The sequence below is a fragment of the Salinarimonas sp. genome, assembly GCF_040111675.1.
Taxonomy (GTDB): domain Bacteria; phylum Pseudomonadota; class Alphaproteobacteria; order Rhizobiales; family Beijerinckiaceae; genus Salinarimonas.
This window is the reverse complement of the sequence record NZ_CP157794.1, coordinates 1,771,844-1,785,566: the sequence shown is the minus strand read 5'-3', so window position 1 is coordinate 1,785,566 and position 13,723 is coordinate 1,771,844. Positions and strand designations below refer to the sequence as shown.

The 13,723-nt window shown below is 71.7% G+C and carries 13 protein-coding genes; 7 read left to right on the top strand and 6 right to left on the bottom strand.

Annotated elements, in window-relative coordinates; translation table 11 throughout:
* The first annotated feature begins 80 nt into the window (after positions 1-80).
* The 3 genes from ABL310_RS08285 (at position 81) to ABL310_RS08275 (ending at position 2,820) form a co-directional block, all read left to right on the top strand.
* Complete coding sequence (locus ABL310_RS08285) at positions 81-830, top strand: electron transfer flavoprotein subunit beta/FixA family protein (protein ID WP_349370077.1); 750 nt, start codon at positions 81-83, stop codon at positions 828-830.
* A gap of 2 nt (positions 831-832) precedes the next feature.
* A complete protein-coding gene (locus ABL310_RS08280) occupies positions 833-1,768 on the top strand; it encodes an electron transfer flavoprotein subunit alpha/FixB family protein (protein ID WP_349371205.1) in 936 nt (311 codons plus the stop codon).
* Between the two features lie 176 nt (positions 1,769-1,944).
* Positions 1,945-2,820, top strand: coding sequence for a 3-hydroxybutyryl-CoA dehydrogenase (locus tag ABL310_RS08275; protein ID WP_349371204.1), 876 nt, complete (start codon positions 1,945-1,947; stop codon positions 2,818-2,820).
* Here ABL310_RS08275 and ABL310_RS08270 read toward each other — a convergent pair.
* The gene (locus tag ABL310_RS08270; RefSeq protein ID WP_349371203.1) at positions 2,787-3,650 is read right to left on the bottom strand and encodes a hypothetical protein; all 864 of its coding nucleotides are present in this window, start codon (positions 3,648-3,650) and stop codon (positions 2,787-2,789) included. The genes ABL310_RS08275 and ABL310_RS08270 overlap by 34 nt on opposite strands.
* Before the next feature lie 348 nt (positions 3,651-3,998).
* Between ABL310_RS08270 and ABL310_RS08265 the strand changes: the two genes are divergently transcribed.
* From ABL310_RS08265 to ABL310_RS08250, 4 genes are all read left to right on the top strand, one after another.
* Entirely contained in the window at positions 3,999-4,208 is a 210-nt protein-coding gene (locus tag ABL310_RS08265; protein ID WP_349371202.1) for a cold-shock protein, read from the top strand.
* 108 nt (positions 4,209-4,316) lie between these two features.
* The gene (locus ABL310_RS08260) at positions 4,317-4,505 is read left to right on the top strand and encodes a hypothetical protein (protein WP_349371201.1); all 189 of its coding nucleotides are present in this window, start codon (positions 4,317-4,319) and stop codon (positions 4,503-4,505) included.
* Positions 4,502-4,858, top strand: coding sequence for a DUF6481 family protein (locus ABL310_RS08255; protein ID WP_349371200.1), 357 nt, complete (start codon positions 4,502-4,504; stop codon positions 4,856-4,858). The genes ABL310_RS08260 and ABL310_RS08255 overlap by 4 nt, the downstream gene beginning before the upstream one ends.
* Positions 4,855-5,613 carry a lysophospholipid acyltransferase family protein gene (locus tag ABL310_RS08250; protein ID WP_349371199.1) on the top strand — a complete coding sequence of 253 codons (759 nt, stop codon included), beginning with the start codon at positions 4,855-4,857 and terminating at the stop codon, positions 5,611-5,613. The genes ABL310_RS08255 and ABL310_RS08250 overlap by 4 nt, the downstream gene beginning before the upstream one ends.
* Here the strand turns inward: ABL310_RS08250 and ABL310_RS08245 are convergent.
* The 5 genes from ABL310_RS08245 to ABL310_RS08225 all read right to left on the bottom strand — a co-directional run bounded on the left by ABL310_RS08245 (position 5,610) and on the right by ABL310_RS08225 (position 13,685).
* Positions 5,610-8,546, bottom strand: a complete 2,937-nt coding sequence (locus ABL310_RS08245; protein WP_349371198.1) for an FAD-binding and (Fe-S)-binding domain-containing protein — start codon at positions 8,544-8,546, stop codon at positions 5,610-5,612. The genes ABL310_RS08250 and ABL310_RS08245 overlap by 4 nt on opposite strands.
* Before the next feature lie 37 nt (positions 8,547-8,583).
* A complete protein-coding gene (locus tag ABL310_RS08240; RefSeq protein ID WP_349371197.1) occupies positions 8,584-9,675 on the bottom strand; it encodes an enolase C-terminal domain-like protein in 1,092 nt (363 codons plus the stop codon).
* A gap of 11 nt (positions 9,676-9,686) precedes the next feature.
* Positions 9,687-11,444: a thiamine pyrophosphate-dependent enzyme gene (locus ABL310_RS08235; RefSeq protein ID WP_349371196.1), complete on the bottom strand. Its 1,758-nt coding sequence runs from the start codon at positions 11,442-11,444 to the stop codon at positions 9,687-9,689.
* Between the two features lie 109 nt (positions 11,445-11,553).
* Positions 11,554-12,765, bottom strand: a complete 1,212-nt coding sequence (locus ABL310_RS08230) for a DUF2336 domain-containing protein (RefSeq protein ID WP_349371195.1) — start codon at positions 12,763-12,765, stop codon at positions 11,554-11,556.
* Positions 12,762-13,685, bottom strand: coding sequence for a transglycosylase SLT domain-containing protein (locus tag ABL310_RS08225; RefSeq protein WP_349371194.1), 924 nt, complete (start codon positions 13,683-13,685; stop codon positions 12,762-12,764). Before ABL310_RS08225 ends, ABL310_RS08230 begins: the two co-directional genes overlap by 4 nt.
* Between the last annotated feature and the right edge of the window lie 38 nt (positions 13,686-13,723).

Sequence of the window (13,723 nt, the reverse complement as noted above, 5' to 3'; positions counted from 1 at the left end):
TTTCGGTTCAACGCCAGACGAGGCCGCATCGGCGGCCGGTGCGGGCGCGACCCAGCGCCTTGCGACGAGGACGTCAACCCATGAAGATCCTGGTGCCTGTCAAGCGGGTGGTCGACTACAACGTGAAGATCCGGGTGAAGCCCGACGGGTCCGGCGTCGACCTCGCCAACGTGAAGATGTCGATGAACCCCTTCGACGAGATCGCCGTCGAGGAGGCGATCCGGCTCAAGGAGAAGGGCGTCGCGACGGAAGTCGTGGCGGTGTCGATCGGGCCGCAGCAATCGGCCGAGACGATCCGCACGGCGCTCGCCATGGGCGCGGACCGAGGCATCCTGGTCAAGACCGACGGCGTGGTCGAGCCGCTCGCGGTGGCGAAGCTGCTGAAGGCGATCGTCGGCAACGAGAGCCCGGACCTGGTGATCATGGGCAAGCAGGCGATCGACGACGATTGCAACCAGACCGGCCAGATGCTGGCCGCGCTGCTGGGCTGGGCCCAGGGCACCTTCGCCTCGAAGGTCGAGCCCGCCGAGGGCACGATCGACGTCACGCGCGAGGTCGACGGCGGCCTCCAGACGGTCTCGCTGAAGCTCCCCGCCATCGTCACGACGGACCTGCGCCTCAACGAGCCGCGCTACGCGTCGCTGCCCAACATCATGAAGGCCAAGAAGAAGCCGCTCGAGGAGACGACGCCCGACGCGCTCGGCGTCGACGTCGCCCCGCGGCTCACCGTGGTGAAGACGACGGAGCCGCCCAAGCGCGAGGCCGGCGTCAAGGTCGGCTCGGTCGCCGAGCTCGTCGGCAAGCTCAAGAACGAAGCGGGAGTGCTCTGACCATGGCGATCCTCGTCCTCGCCGAACACGACAACGCGACCCTCAAGGACGCGACCCACAAGACGCTCGCCGCCGCCCGCGAGATCGGCTCGCCCGTGCACGTGCTGGTCGCGGGCTCCGGCGCCGGCGCCGTCGCCGAGGCGGCGGCGACGCTGGAGGGCGTCGAGACCGTGCTCCACGCCGATGCGCCCGCCTACGAGCGGTTTCTCGCCGAGCCGCTCGCCGCGCTGATCGTCGCGCTGGCCGAGCGCTACGACGCGCTGGTCGCGCCGGCCTCGACCACGGGCAAGAACGTCATGCCCCGCGTCGCGGCGCTCATCGACGTGATGCAGGTCTCCGACATCGTGAAGGTGGTCGCCCCCGACACGTTCGAGCGGCCGATCTACGCCGGCAACGCGCTCCAGACCGTCACCTGCACCGAGCCGAAGAAGGTGATCACGGTGCGCACCGCCTCCTTCCAGGCGGTGGGGACCGGGGGCTCCGCGAAGGTCGAGCAGGTCCCGGCCGCCGAGGATCCGGGTCTGTCGAGCTTCAAGGGCGAGGAGATCGCCCATTCCGACCGGCCCGAGCTGACGTCGGCCAAGATCATCATCTCCGGCGGCCGCTCGCTCGGCTCGACGGAGAATTTCAAGACCTATATCGAGCCCATCGCCGACACGCTCGGCGCGGCCATGGGCGCCTCGCGCGCCGCGGTCGACGCGGGCTACGCGCCCAACGACTGGCAGGTCGGCCAGACCGGCAAGGTCGTCGCGCCCGACCTCTACATCGCGGTGGGCATCTCCGGCGCCATCCAGCACCTCGCCGGCATGAAGGATTCGCGCGTCATCGTCGCCATCAACAAGGACGAGGAAGCCCCGATCTTCCAGGTGGCCGATTACGGCCTCGTGGGGGATCTGTTCCAGATCCTGCCGGATCTGAAGGACGAGCTCTCCAAGTGAGGCTCACGCGGCGCGCGCCCTCCGGCGCGCGCCTCTGCTTTTGAACCGTTTTTTCGGGCGCGGGGCATGGGCAAGCGCGCCCGCTCGTGCGAAGGTCGCCGCGGCCCGAGGCGATCGGGCGCGTGTGTCGGATGCGGCCGGAACGGCCGCGCGGAACGGATGGTGAGGACGATCTCATGGAGATCAAGACGGTCGGCGTCATCGGCGCGGGACAGATGGGCAACGGCATCGCCCATGTCTGCGCGCTCGCGGGTCTCGATGTTCTCCTGAACGACGTCAGCGAGGACCGGGTCACCACCGGGCTCGCCACGATCAACGGCAACATGGCCCGCCAGGTCGCCAAGGAGATGATCTCGGACGCAGAGCGCAAGTCCGCGCTCGACCGGATCCGCCCGGCGGTGGGCCTCGAGGCGCTCTCGCCGGCGGACATCGTCATCGAGGCGGCCACCGAGAACGAGCAGGTCAAGCGCTCGATCTTCACGGCGCTCTGCCCGGTTCTGCGTCCCGAGACGATCATCGCGTCCAACACGTCCTCGATCTCGATCACGCGCCTCGCCGCCTCCACCGATCGGCCCGAACGCTTCATCGGCATCCACTTCATGAACCCCGTGCCGTTGATGCAGCTGGTCGAGCTGATTCGCGGCATCGCCACCGAGGACCCGACCTTCGAGTCGGCCAAGGCCTTCATCGACAAGCTCGGCAAGACGACGACGACCGCGGAGGATTTCCCCGCCTTCATCGTCAATCGCATCCTGCTGCCGATGATCAACGAGGCGATCTACACGCTCTACGAGGGCGTGGGCTCCGTCGACGCCATCGACACCGCCATGCGGCTCGGCGCCAACCATCCGATGGGGCCGCTGCAGCTCGCCGACTTCATCGGGCTCGACACCTGCCTCTCCGTCATGCAGGTGCTGCACGACGGCCTCGCCGATACCAAGTACCGGCCCTGCCCGCTCCTGGTGAAGTACGTCGAGGCCGGCTGGCTCGGCCGCAAGACCAAGCGTGGCTTCTACGATTACCGCGGCGAGACGCCGATCCCCACGCGCTGAACGTAGGCGAGACGCTCCGGCGCGAGCGCGAGTCCGAAGTGACGGTCGCTCGCCGCCGTCTCGCGCCGCCAGGCGGCGAGCGCGAGCGCGGCCGCGAGCGCGATCGCGAGCATCTCGCCGCCGTCCTCCGCGGTCATCAGCACGGCGTCGACGCCCTTGAAGGCGAGATCCGGCGCGATGCCGAGCGCGCCGGCGAGCGCCGCCGGCAGGCCGACGGCCTCCGAGGTGAGCGCGACATGCGCCATGTCGACGCCCACCGCGAAAACGGCGAGGAGGCCGAGCGACGCGCCGGCGAGAACGGCGAGCCCACGCGCGGCGCGGTCGGCGACGACGAAGCCCCAGGCCAGCAGCGCGACGAGCGGAACGCCGACCAGCGCCCAGGCGAGGAGCTCGCCGCTGTCGTCCGGGCGCAGGCCCGGCAGGGCCGGCAGGTCGAGGGCCACGACGAGCGCGTCGCCAGCCATCTCGTGATAGGACACCATGTCGTCGAGGGCGATGACGGCGAAGGCGAGCGCGAAGCCGGCGAAGACCGCGCCGCGGCCGCGCAGGAACAGAATCCCGAACAGGACCGCCGCGAGCAGCGTCTGGCCGTAATTGAGGATCTCGGGAAGCGCGCGGTCGTAGTCGAGGCGCAGGAAGTCGACCAGGGCCTCGTCGCGCAGGAGGCCGAGCTGTTCCCCCGCGATGGCCGCGCAATGGACGAGGACGGCGCCGAGGGTGATCCCGAGCAGGAGACGCGCGCCGGTTCCGGCGACGGGGTCGCGGCGCATCACGCGCGCGAGATCGCGAGCCTCCCTTCCTGCTGCTGCGACCACGTCCGCGGCGCCCATCGTCGCGCATCCTTTCCATGGGTGCCGGGCGGTCCGGCTCGAATTTCGCCGACTATCGACTGTTCTCGCAGGCGCGTCGACGCCGTGGTGAAGATACGGTTAACGACGCACGCGCTCGACGCGCAGATCGGCCGAGTTCCGTTCTCTCGTTGAAACGAGAGCCCGCACCCTTGTATTTGCGGGTGAAGGCGCGTATTTCAGGGGACGATCTTTTGGCCGGACAATCGGGCCGTGTCGCGCTGGCTGAGCCGTGCGGGCGTTCAGACTCTACCGAAACATCGACGACCGCGACCGGACGCACGCCCTGTGCGCCCGCTTGCACGCACGCACTTCAGACTGGACGACACAATGACCAACGGTACCGTGAAATTCTATAACGACCAGAAGGGCTTCGGCTTCATTCAGCCCGAGGACGGCTCGAAGGACGTCTTCGTGCACGCCACCGCGCTCGAGCGCGCCGGCATGCGCGGCCTCGTCGAGGGCCAGAAGGTGGCCTTCGACACGGCGGAAGACCGCCGCACCGGCAAGGTCGCCGTCAACAACATCCAGGCCGCCTGAGGCCCGCCTCGTCGTCAGACGCGGATACCGAAGCCACCCGATCTCCCGGGTGGCTTCACGCATTGGCGCCGGCGGCCGCCGCCGGCGCTTCGACGAGAGGAAGAGAGAATGCACCGCTTCAAGATCGGCCAACGGGTCCGCCTGCTGCGCGCCCCGGTTCCCGATGGGCGCTTCACCGGCGCCGACAGCTACGAGATCGTGCGCCTGATGCCGGCCGACCAGACGGGCGAGGCCGCCTACCGGGTGAAGTCGGGCTCCGCCGAGCTCGCCGTCCGCGAGAGCGAGATTCGCTCATGAGCGGCTTTCGCGAGAAGAGCTTCACCGACCGCCAGAGCGACGCCGCGAGCGCCAAGCGCGCCATGCTGGAGCGCGCCAAGGCGCGTTCGCCCCAGAACGATCCGGCCGCCGCCGAGCGGCGTGCGGCCCAGGCCGCCGCGACCCGCGAGGCCGACGCCCGACGCGCCGAGAAGGCCGCCCAGCGCGCCGCCGACGCCGAGCGGCAGCAGGCGGAGCGGATCGCCCGCGAGACCGCCGAGCGCGAGCGCGCGGCGACCGAGGAGGCCGACGCCGCCCGCCGCGAGGCCGATCTGCTGGCCCAGCAGAAGGCCGCCCGAGACGCCCGCTACGCCGCCCGCAAAGCCCGCAAATGACCGAGACGACCGCGCTCCCCCCTGCCCTGCCGGCCGCGCCGCCGGCCCCGCGGCGCCTGATCCCGAATGCGCGCTCGCGCGCCTTCGACGCTTATCTGGCCCTGTGGACCGGCCTGTTCGGCCTCGCCATCCCGATCTTCGCGCTCGTCGGCTCGCCGCGGGCGATCCGGGCGGCGACGCGGGTGTGGGTGCGCGGCGCCTTTTTCGGCCTGCGCGCGATCGTGGGGCTTCGCCACGTCGAGCGCGGCCGGGAGAACGTGCCCGAGGGACCGTTCCTCGTCGTCGCGAACCACCAATCCACCTGGGAGACCTTCGCGGCGCTCGTGCTGTTTCCCGACGTCGCCATCGTGGCGAAGCAGGAGCTGCTCGCGATTCCCGTCTTCGGCTGGTACCTGCGGCGCTCGGGCATGATCGTCATCGACCGCGCCAGTGGCGGCAAGGCCCTCAAGGAGATGATCGCCCAGAGCCGCGCGACGCTCGCCGAGGGCCGCCCCGTGCTGATCTTCCCCGAAGGCACGCGCCGCGCGCCGACGGACCCCGTGGTCTTCAAGCGCGGCACGGAGCTGCTCTACACCGCGCTCGGCGTCCCCGCCCTGCCGATGGCGCACGACGCCGGCGCGTTCTGGCGCTCCGGCGCCCCGCGCCGGGCCGGCGCGATCACGGTGACCTACGCCGAGCCGATCCCGCCGGGTCTTTCCGCAGCGGAATTCGCGCGCCGCGCCGAGGCGACGCTCGAGGCGAACAAGCAGGGCTAGGCCATCCCCATCCGCTCCGCCATCAGCTCCGCCACGTGGCGCGTCGCGCGCCCCGTGCCCTGCTCGATCTGCTCGCGGCAGGAATAACCATCGGCGAGGATCACGGTGTCCGCGCCCGCGTCGCGCGCCATCGGCAGGATCACCCGCTCGCCGCAGGCCATCCCCGTCTCGTAGGTCTCCTGCGCGAAGCCGAAGGAGCCGGCCATGCCGCAGCAGCCCGACGGCGCGATCTCGGCGTCGAGGCCGAGCCTCTCGAACAGCGCGCGCTCGCCCGCGTCCTTCAGGACGGCGTGGTGATTGCAGTGGATCTGCACGAGCGCCGCGTCGGCGATCTCCGGAAGATCGAAGCGCGCCTCGTGCGCCATCACGAAATCCGAGAAATAGGACACCTGCTCCGAGAGCGCCCGCGCGCGCGGATCGTCGGGAAACATGTTGACGAGCTCGTCCTTGAACGCCGTCGTGCAGGCGGGCTCGACGCCGACGATCGGGGTGCCCGCCTCGATCTCGTCGGCGAGCGAGACCAGCGTGCGGATCCAGAGCTTCTGCGCCGTATCGAGGAAGCCCTCCGCGTAGAGCGCCCGCCCGCAGCACAGGCGCCGGCGCGGGATGTCCACGCGGTAGCCGGCTGATTCGAGAACCCGCGTCGCAGCGATCAGCGTGCCCGGGCGGAAATGGTCGTTGAACGTGTCCGGCCAGATCAGCACCCGCTCGCCGGTCTCCGGGCGGTCGCGGCGGCGGGCGAACCAGCTGCGGAACGTCTCGTGCGCGAAGGACGGGATGGTGCGCTCCTGCGCGAGGCCCGCGACGCTCTTGGCGATCGAGGCGAGGCCCGGCAGGCGCGTGGCGAGATTGACGAGCCGCGGCATGCGCGCGCCGAGCGGCGCCCAGACGTGGATCAGCCCCATCGAATAGGCCGAGCGGGGGCGCAGCTTGCCCTTGTAGTAGCGCGCCCGGAACTCCGCCTTGTAGGTCGCCATGTCGACGTTGACCGGGCAATCGCTCTTGCAGCCCTTGCAGGCGAGGCACAGCGAGAGCGCGTCCTCCACCGCGTCGGCCTTGAAGCCGCCCTCCATGGCGCCGCCGTGCAGCATCTCGAACAGGAGCCGCGCGCGCCCGCGGGTGGAGTGCTTCTCCTCGCGGGTGACCATGTAGGACGGGCACATCACGCCGCCTTCCGAATCGAGCCGACGGCACTTGCCGACCCCGACGCAGCGCTCGGCTGCGGCCACGAAGCCGCCCTCCTCGTGGTAGGAGAAGACCGTGCGCGGCTCCTCGGGCTCCACCGTCGGCCCGAGCCGCAGGTTGGAGGTCGCCGGGTAGGGATCGACGATCTTGCCGGGGTTCATCAGCCCGTCGGGATCCCAGATCTCCTTGAAGGCGCGGAACATGGCGAGCATATCGGGGCCGTACATGCGCTCGAGCAGGGCGCCGCGCGCCTGGCCGTCGCCGTGCTCGCCGGAGAGCGAGCCGCCGTACTTCACCACCAGATCCGCCGCGTCGCTCAGGAAGCGCGACCATTCCGCGACGCCGTCCTCGTGCTTCAGGTCGAAGGAGACGCGGCAATGGACGAGCCCGTCGCCGAAATGGCCGTACATCGGGGAGACGTAGCCGTATTTGTCGTAGAGCGCCTGGAGCTCGCGGACATAGGCGCCGAGCTTCGCCGGCGGGACCGCCGTGTCTTCCCAGCCCTCCCAGGTCTCGGGGCGGTCGGGGATGTAGGCCGAGCCCGGCAGGCCCGCCTCGCGCACGCTCCAGACCTTCGCGGTCTTCTCCGGCGCGGCGAGGAGGCGGGCGGATACGCCCTTCTTCTCGTAGGCGCGGCACAGGGCGCGGGCCTTCTCCTCGGCCTGCGCCCGGTCGAAGGCGCCGAACTCGACGAGGAGCCAGCTGTCACCCTCGGGGAGGACCTCCATGTCGTCCTCGTGCAGGTGCTTGCGATGCATCGCGTCGACGAGGAAGCCGTCGATCCCCTCGATGGCGATCGGGCCGTGCTCGCGCACGGCGACCACCTCGTCGGCGGCCTCGTAGATCGAGGGGAAGGAGAGCACGCAGAGCACCCGCTCGGGCGGGCTCTCGATCAGGTTCAGCGTCGCGCCGAGGATCGTCACGCAGGTGCCCTCGGTGCCGACGAGCGCCTTCGCCACGTCGAAGCCGTGCTCCGGCAGGAGCTTGTCGAGATCGGCGAAGCCGGACACCCGGCGGGGGATGTCCGGGTAGCCCTCGCGGAGCAGGCGCTCGTGCGTCTTCCGGAACGCGTCGAGATTGTCGTAGAGGTCGGCGACGGGCCCGCCCTCGGCGCGGATGCGGGCGAGATCGGCGTCCGAGGTCTTGCCCACCGTCAGGCGCAAGCCCCGCGCGGTAATCACGTCGAGCGCCTCGACATTGTCGGCGGTGCGCTTGCCGATCACCGAGTGCACGCCGCAGGAATTGTTGCCGATCATCCCCCCGAGCGTGTTGTGGCTGTGGGTCGCCGGATCGGGGCCGAAGGTGAGGTGGTGGCGCTCGGCCTGCGTCCGCAGGACGTCCAGGACGCAGCCGGGCTCGACCCGGGCCGTGCGCGCCTCCGGCTCGATGTCGAGCACGTGGCCGCAATGCTTCGACCAGTCGATCACGACCGCCGTGTTGGTGCATTGCCCCGCGAGCGAGGTGCCGCCGCCGCGCGACAGGATCGGCGCCCCGTGCCGGGCCGCGATCCGCACGGCCTCCGCGCCGGCCTCGACCGAGCGCGGGACGACGACGCCGATCGGCACCTGGCGGTAGTTCGAGGAATCGGTGGCGTAGAGCGCCCGGTCGCCGTCGGAGAAGCGCACCTCGCCGTCGACATGCGCCGCCAGATCGCGGGCGAGCGCGTCCGGATCGCCGTCGAAACGGGCGGCCTCGCTGACGATGCGGCCGGAGGCGTTGCGCGCGACGATCCGGGCGGGGGCGTTCATGGGCGCTCTCTTTCGGTTTCGAGGGCGGTCACTCGGGTCACAGGGCGAAGCGCTCGGCGTCCTTCGCCTTCAAGGTCAGGCCGTGGCCGGCGGCGTCGCCCATGGCGATGGCGCCGGCCTTCGGGGTCGGCGCGCCGTCGAACAGCATGGCCTCGATGCGGACGTGGTCGTGGAACCATTCGATGTGGCGGCAGAGCGGCGCGGCGCGGCAGACCGGCAGGTGCAGGGCCGGCGCGGTATGGGCCGAGATCGGTACCGCGAAGGCCTCGGCGAGCGCGGCGGCCTGGAGGAAGCCCGTGTAGCCGAGGCAGCGGGTGGCGTCGATCTGGAGGCAATCGACGGCGCGCGCCTCGAGCAGGCGGCGGACGTCGTGCGGACCGTAGGCGTATTCCCCCGCCGCGCAGTCGATGGCGCCGGGGAGCCCGGCGCGGATATAGGCGAGGCCGTCGAGATCGTCGGAGGTGACGGGCTCCTCGTACCAGTCGACGCCGAATCCGAGGGCGACCTCGGCCATCGCGAGCGCCTCGCGCGGGGTGCAGGCGCCGTTCGAGTCAATCATCAGGGCCGCCTCCCCGATCGCCTCGCGGGCGACGCGCATGCGGCGCTCCTCCAGCCGGCGATCGGCGCCGACCTTCATCTTGACCCGCGCGCAGCCGTCCTCGGCGACCCATCGCCCGAGCTGCTCGGCGAGGCGCGCGTCGTCGTAGGAGGTGAAGCCCCCCGATCCGTAGATCGGAACCGCCTCGCGCCGCGCGCCCCACAGGTCGGCGAGGGAGAGGCCGATCAGGCCGGCCTTGAGGTCCCACAGCGCCGTGTCCACCGCCGAGATCGCGCCTGCCGCCACGCCCGACGAGCCCATGTTGCGCACGCGCCGGCGCATGCGGTCCCACAGGCGCGGCACGTCCATGGCGCTCTCGCCCAGCACCTCCCCGGCGAGCGTGCCGGCGGCGATGGCGGCGGCGCCGGCGTCGGCATAGGCGTAGCCCGTGCCGCGGACGCCGCCCGCGACCGCGGTGACGACGACGAGCGTCGTCGCGTCCCATTCGAGGGTGCCGTCCGCCTCGGGCGCGTCCGTCGGGATGCGGTAGGCGCGCGCCTCGAGGGCGTCGATGGGGACGGCGCCGGCCATCGCGCGCCGCCTCAGATGATCTCGCGGACGGTGTCGGAGGCCGCCGTGAGGGCGATCTTCGACGCGTTCGGCGTGCCGCGGGCGAGCGACTCGGCGAACTTCATCGCCTGGCCGGGCTTGATCTTCGGCGGCATCGGCGGCTCGTGCGGATCGACGACGGCTTCCACCAGGACCGGCCCCGGCGTCGCCAGCGCCTGACGCAGCGTGTCGCCGCAAAGCTCCGGATCGGTGATCTGGTAGGAGACGAAGCCGCAGCCCCGGGCGATGGTGGCGAAGTCGACGTCCTCCAGCTCGCAGCCGTATTCGGGGTTGCCGAGGAAAACCATCTGCTCCCACTTGATCTGGCCGAAGGTGTTGTTCTTGATCACGATGACCTTCACGTCGAGATCGTATTTCTTCGCCGTGATCAGCTCGCTCATCAGCATCGAGAGCCCGCCGTCGCCGACGAAGGCGATCACCGGCCGGTTCGGGTAGGCGATGGCGGCGGCGTTGGCGTAGGGCAGGCCGCAGGCCATGGTGGCGAGGTTGCCCGAGCACGAGAACATGATGTCGCCGCGGATGTCGACGTGGCGCGCGATCCAGGTGGTGATCGTGCCGGAATCGGTGGTGAGGATCGCGTTCTCGGGGATGAGCTTGTTGAGCTCGTGGGCGACGACCTGCGGCTTCATCGGCGTGTCGCGCCGCGTGCCGCGCTCGTGCATCAGGTCGCGCCAGTCCTGCATGCCTGTCTGCGCCTCCTCGAGGAAGGAGCGGTCCCGGCGATAGTCGAGGCGCGGCATCAGCATCTCGAGCACCCGGGCCGAGTCGCCCACCAGCGCCGCGTCGATGTCGTAGCGCAGGCCGATGCGCTGCGGGTCGATGTCGATCTGGATCGCCTTGGCCTGGCCGGGCGTGGGATAGAACTCGATGTAGGGATAGGACGAGCCGACGATCAGCAGCGTGTCGCAGCTCTCCAGCGCCTCCTGCGAGGGCCGCGTGCCGAGGAGGCCCGTGCCCCCGGTCGTCAGCGGGTGGTCGTCGGGCACGACGCCCTTGCCGAGCAGCGGCTTGACGATGGGCGCGCCGAGCCGCTCGGCGAGCGCGATCACCTGGTCGCGGGCGCCGAGCGCGCCGCGGCCCGCGAGGATCACCGTGCGCTTGCCCTCGTTGAGGATGGCGGCGGCCTCGGCGATCTGGCCCTCGGTCGGGATGTGCGCGCTCTCGGCCATGCGATCCGAGACGTGGCCGGCGATGTTGCGCTTCGAGCGGTAATCGGCGCTCACCGGCTGGGACTGGGTGTCCACCGGCATCGTCACGTGCGCGACGCCGCGATAGGCGAGCGCGGAGCGGCAGGCCAGCTCGACGACGTTGCGGGTATGGGCGGGGCCCATGACGCGCGCGTTGTAGACCGAGACGTCCTGGAACAGCTTGTCGAGCTCGACGTCCTGCTGGGTATGGGTCTGGATCAGGTCGTGGAACTGAAGACCGGTGATGGCGAGCACCGGCTGGCCGTCGAGCTTGGCGTCGTAGAGCCCGTTGAGCAGGTGGATGCCGCCCGGGCCCGAGGTCGCGAGGCAGACGCCGAGCTTGCCCGTGAACTTGGCGTAGCCGCAGGCCATGAAGGCCGCACCTTCCTCGTGGCGCACCTGAACGAAGCGGATCTCGTCCTGGCGCTTGCGCAGCGATTCGACGATGCCGTTGATGCCGTCGCCCGGCAGGCCGAAGATCGTGTCGACCCCCCACTCGATCAGCGTGTCGACGAGGACGTCGGCGGCGGTCTTGGATGCCATGAGAGCCACTCCCTGAAGCGCATGCGCGCCGACAGCCGAGGCGGGCCGCGCGCAACCGGATTTGCGCGGTCAACAGGGAGGGCGGCGGGTTCGTTCCGGAAGGGCGGGCTCAGGCGGCGAGCAGGCCCCGGGCGCGGATCGCCTCGACGATGCCGCGCTCGACATGGGCGAGCGCGACGTCGAGGGCCGCGTCCTCGGCCATGGCGCGGCTCGCCTCGCGGGCCTCCTCGCGGGCGGCCTCGACCTCGTAGCGGCGCAGGAGCACGAGGAGCTTGCCGCTCTCCTCCGCCGGCAGGGCGGCGCAGGCGGAGAGCACGCGCTCGACCATGCGGCGCGAGAGCTGCGCCGCGGCGCTCGCCCTGTCGCCCTGCGCCTCGCGCAGCGCCGAGAGCGCGGCCTCGAAGGCGGGCAGCAGGGCCGGCGGCAGCTTCGCCTTGCGGTAGAGCGCGGGGAAGCCGGCGCCGCGCGGATCGTGCAGGATGGCGACGACGCGCTTGCCCGGCATCTCGGCGAGGTCGGCGAAGGCGGCCTCGGCGAAGGGCATGGCGCGCGAGAGGACGGCGCGCAGGATCATGGCGGGGGTCAGCTGGCCCGTCCGGCGCAGATGCGTCACGAGCCGCGCGGCGTCCGCCACCGGTCCGGCGGACAGCGCCACCGTCGTCTTCTCCCGCGCCTCGCGCGCCACGCGCGCCCCGCGTTCGGCCGAGAGCCAGCCGCGGCCGACGACGAAGCTCTCGAGGCGCGAGGCGAGCGCCACCGCGATCGCCTGGCGCACGTCGACCGGGCAATCGGCGCGCTCCAGCAGCGCCTCGCGGATCTCGGGGTCGTCGCCGAGCCGCTCGTGGATGCGGGCGAAGGTCGAGGGCGCGATCTGAGCGCCGGGATTGCCCAAAAGCTCCACCACCGCCTGCGGGCAGGCGATCTCGGCGAGCGCCGCCGCGACGCCGGAAGTGAGCCGCGGGCGCAGCGCGATGGCGGTCTGGCAGAAATCGTCGCCGAGCGCGACCGCGTCGACGAGATCGGCGTCGGTGAGGAGCGGCGAGCGGGCGAGCACGAGCGCGGCGATGCCGCTCTGGTCGGAGGCGAGCGCCACGACGACGTGGCGCGGCGCGTCCGGCGCGTTGGCGAAGGCCTCGGCCATGGCCCGGCGGACCAGCGGCGAGGGATCGTCGAGCATGGCGGTGAGCGCCGTCTCGGCGTCGCGCACGTCGCCGGGCGCGAGGTCGCCGTAGAGATAGGCGCGGGCGAGCGCGCTCACCGCCTCGGCGCGGTCGCCGGGGGACGCGGTGCGGGCCCAGAGCAGGAAACGGCGCACGATCATCGCGCGACCCTCGTGAAGGCGGACAGGTCCAGCGGCGCGTCCCTCGCCTCTCGGCGGGCGCGCACCTCGACGAGGGCGGCCTCGGAGGGCGCGACGCGCGTCGGGGAGGCGGCGGCGCCGTCCGGCGGCGCGCTCCAGAGCGCCTTGACGGCGCCGGAGACGGGCCCGCTCGGCGTGTCGGTGCGGAAGAAGCCGTGGAAGGCCGGCCCGCCGCTCCGGGCGAAGGCGACGGGCGCGCCTTCGGCGAAGGCGGGCGCCGCGGACGGCGCGGCGTCCCGCGCCCGCCCGTGGGCGGCCGCGATCAGGCGGTAGAGCTCGCCCGCCCCGCGCGGGGCGCCGGCCTCGTCGTAGAACAGGCTGCGGTTCGCCTCCGCGGCGCGCGGGAACAGGTCGGCTGCCGATGCCGACGGCGTCTCGGCGGCGGCGCGGATCAGCCGAGCGGCGCCGCTCGCGCCGAGCACGTGAGCGACGGCGAGATCGGCCTCCGACGGCTCGCGGCCGAGATCGAGGGCGAGCGCCGCGCCGTTCTGCGCCGTCAGCGCGCCGGCGAGCCGGGCCGCGACCCGCGGGTCCTCGCGCAGGGCCAGGATCTCCGCCCGGCGGGCCGGGTCGGCGACGGCGAAAGACCCGTCCGCCTGCTGCACGACGTCGCGCGCGGCGTCCGCGAGCCCGAGCCGCGCGCCGTCGCTCTTCACGAGGCCGAGCCAGGTCTGCTCGATGAACTGGAACAGCCCCGTCGCCGAGGACGTGCTCGCCTTCGCCTGCGGGTCGAGCGCGGATTCGCGTTGCGCGGCCGCGAGCAGATAGTCGAAATTGAGCCCGTTCGCCCGCGCCCCGTCGCGGATCGCCTCGAGCACCGGTCGCGGCGTGGCGCCGTCCGGAGAACTGGACGAGACGGGTGGCGTGGTGAACAGGAACATGGCGCGCCGACGAACCCCCAGCCCCGCCGCCGACCCGC

Coding starts and splice junctions, on each gene's coding strand:
- ABL310_RS08285 (WP_349370077.1), top strand. CDS start 81: ATGAAGATCCTGGTGCCTGTCAAGCGGGTGGTCGACTACAACGTGAAG.
- ABL310_RS08280 (WP_349371205.1), top strand. CDS start 833: ATGGCGATCCTCGTCCTCGCCGAACACGACAACGCGACCCTCAAGGAC.
- ABL310_RS08275 (WP_349371204.1), top strand. CDS start 1,945: ATGGAGATCAAGACGGTCGGCGTCATCGGCGCGGGACAGATGGGCAAC.
- ABL310_RS08270 (WP_349371203.1), bottom strand. CDS start 3,650: ATGGGCGCCGCGGACGTGGTCGCAGCAGCAGGAAGGGAGGCTCGCGAT.
- ABL310_RS08265 (WP_349371202.1), top strand. CDS start 3,999: ATGACCAACGGTACCGTGAAATTCTATAACGACCAGAAGGGCTTCGGC.
- ABL310_RS08260 (WP_349371201.1), top strand. CDS start 4,317: ATGCACCGCTTCAAGATCGGCCAACGGGTCCGCCTGCTGCGCGCCCCG.
- ABL310_RS08255 (WP_349371200.1), top strand. CDS start 4,502: ATGAGCGGCTTTCGCGAGAAGAGCTTCACCGACCGCCAGAGCGACGCC.
- ABL310_RS08250 (WP_349371199.1), top strand. CDS start 4,855: ATGACCGAGACGACCGCGCTCCCCCCTGCCCTGCCGGCCGCGCCGCCG.
- ABL310_RS08245 (WP_349371198.1), bottom strand. CDS start 8,546: ATGAACGCCCCCGCCCGGATCGTCGCGCGCAACGCCTCCGGCCGCATC.
- ABL310_RS08240 (WP_349371197.1), bottom strand. CDS start 9,675: ATGGCCGGCGCCGTCCCCATCGACGCCCTCGAGGCGCGCGCCTACCGC.
- ABL310_RS08235 (WP_349371196.1), bottom strand. CDS start 11,444: ATGGCATCCAAGACCGCCGCCGACGTCCTCGTCGACACGCTGATCGAG.
- ABL310_RS08230 (WP_349371195.1), bottom strand. CDS start 12,765: ATGATCGTGCGCCGTTTCCTGCTCTGGGCCCGCACCGCGTCCCCCGGC.
- ABL310_RS08225 (WP_349371194.1), bottom strand. CDS start 13,685: ATGTTCCTGTTCACCACGCCACCCGTCTCGTCCAGTTCTCCGGACGGC.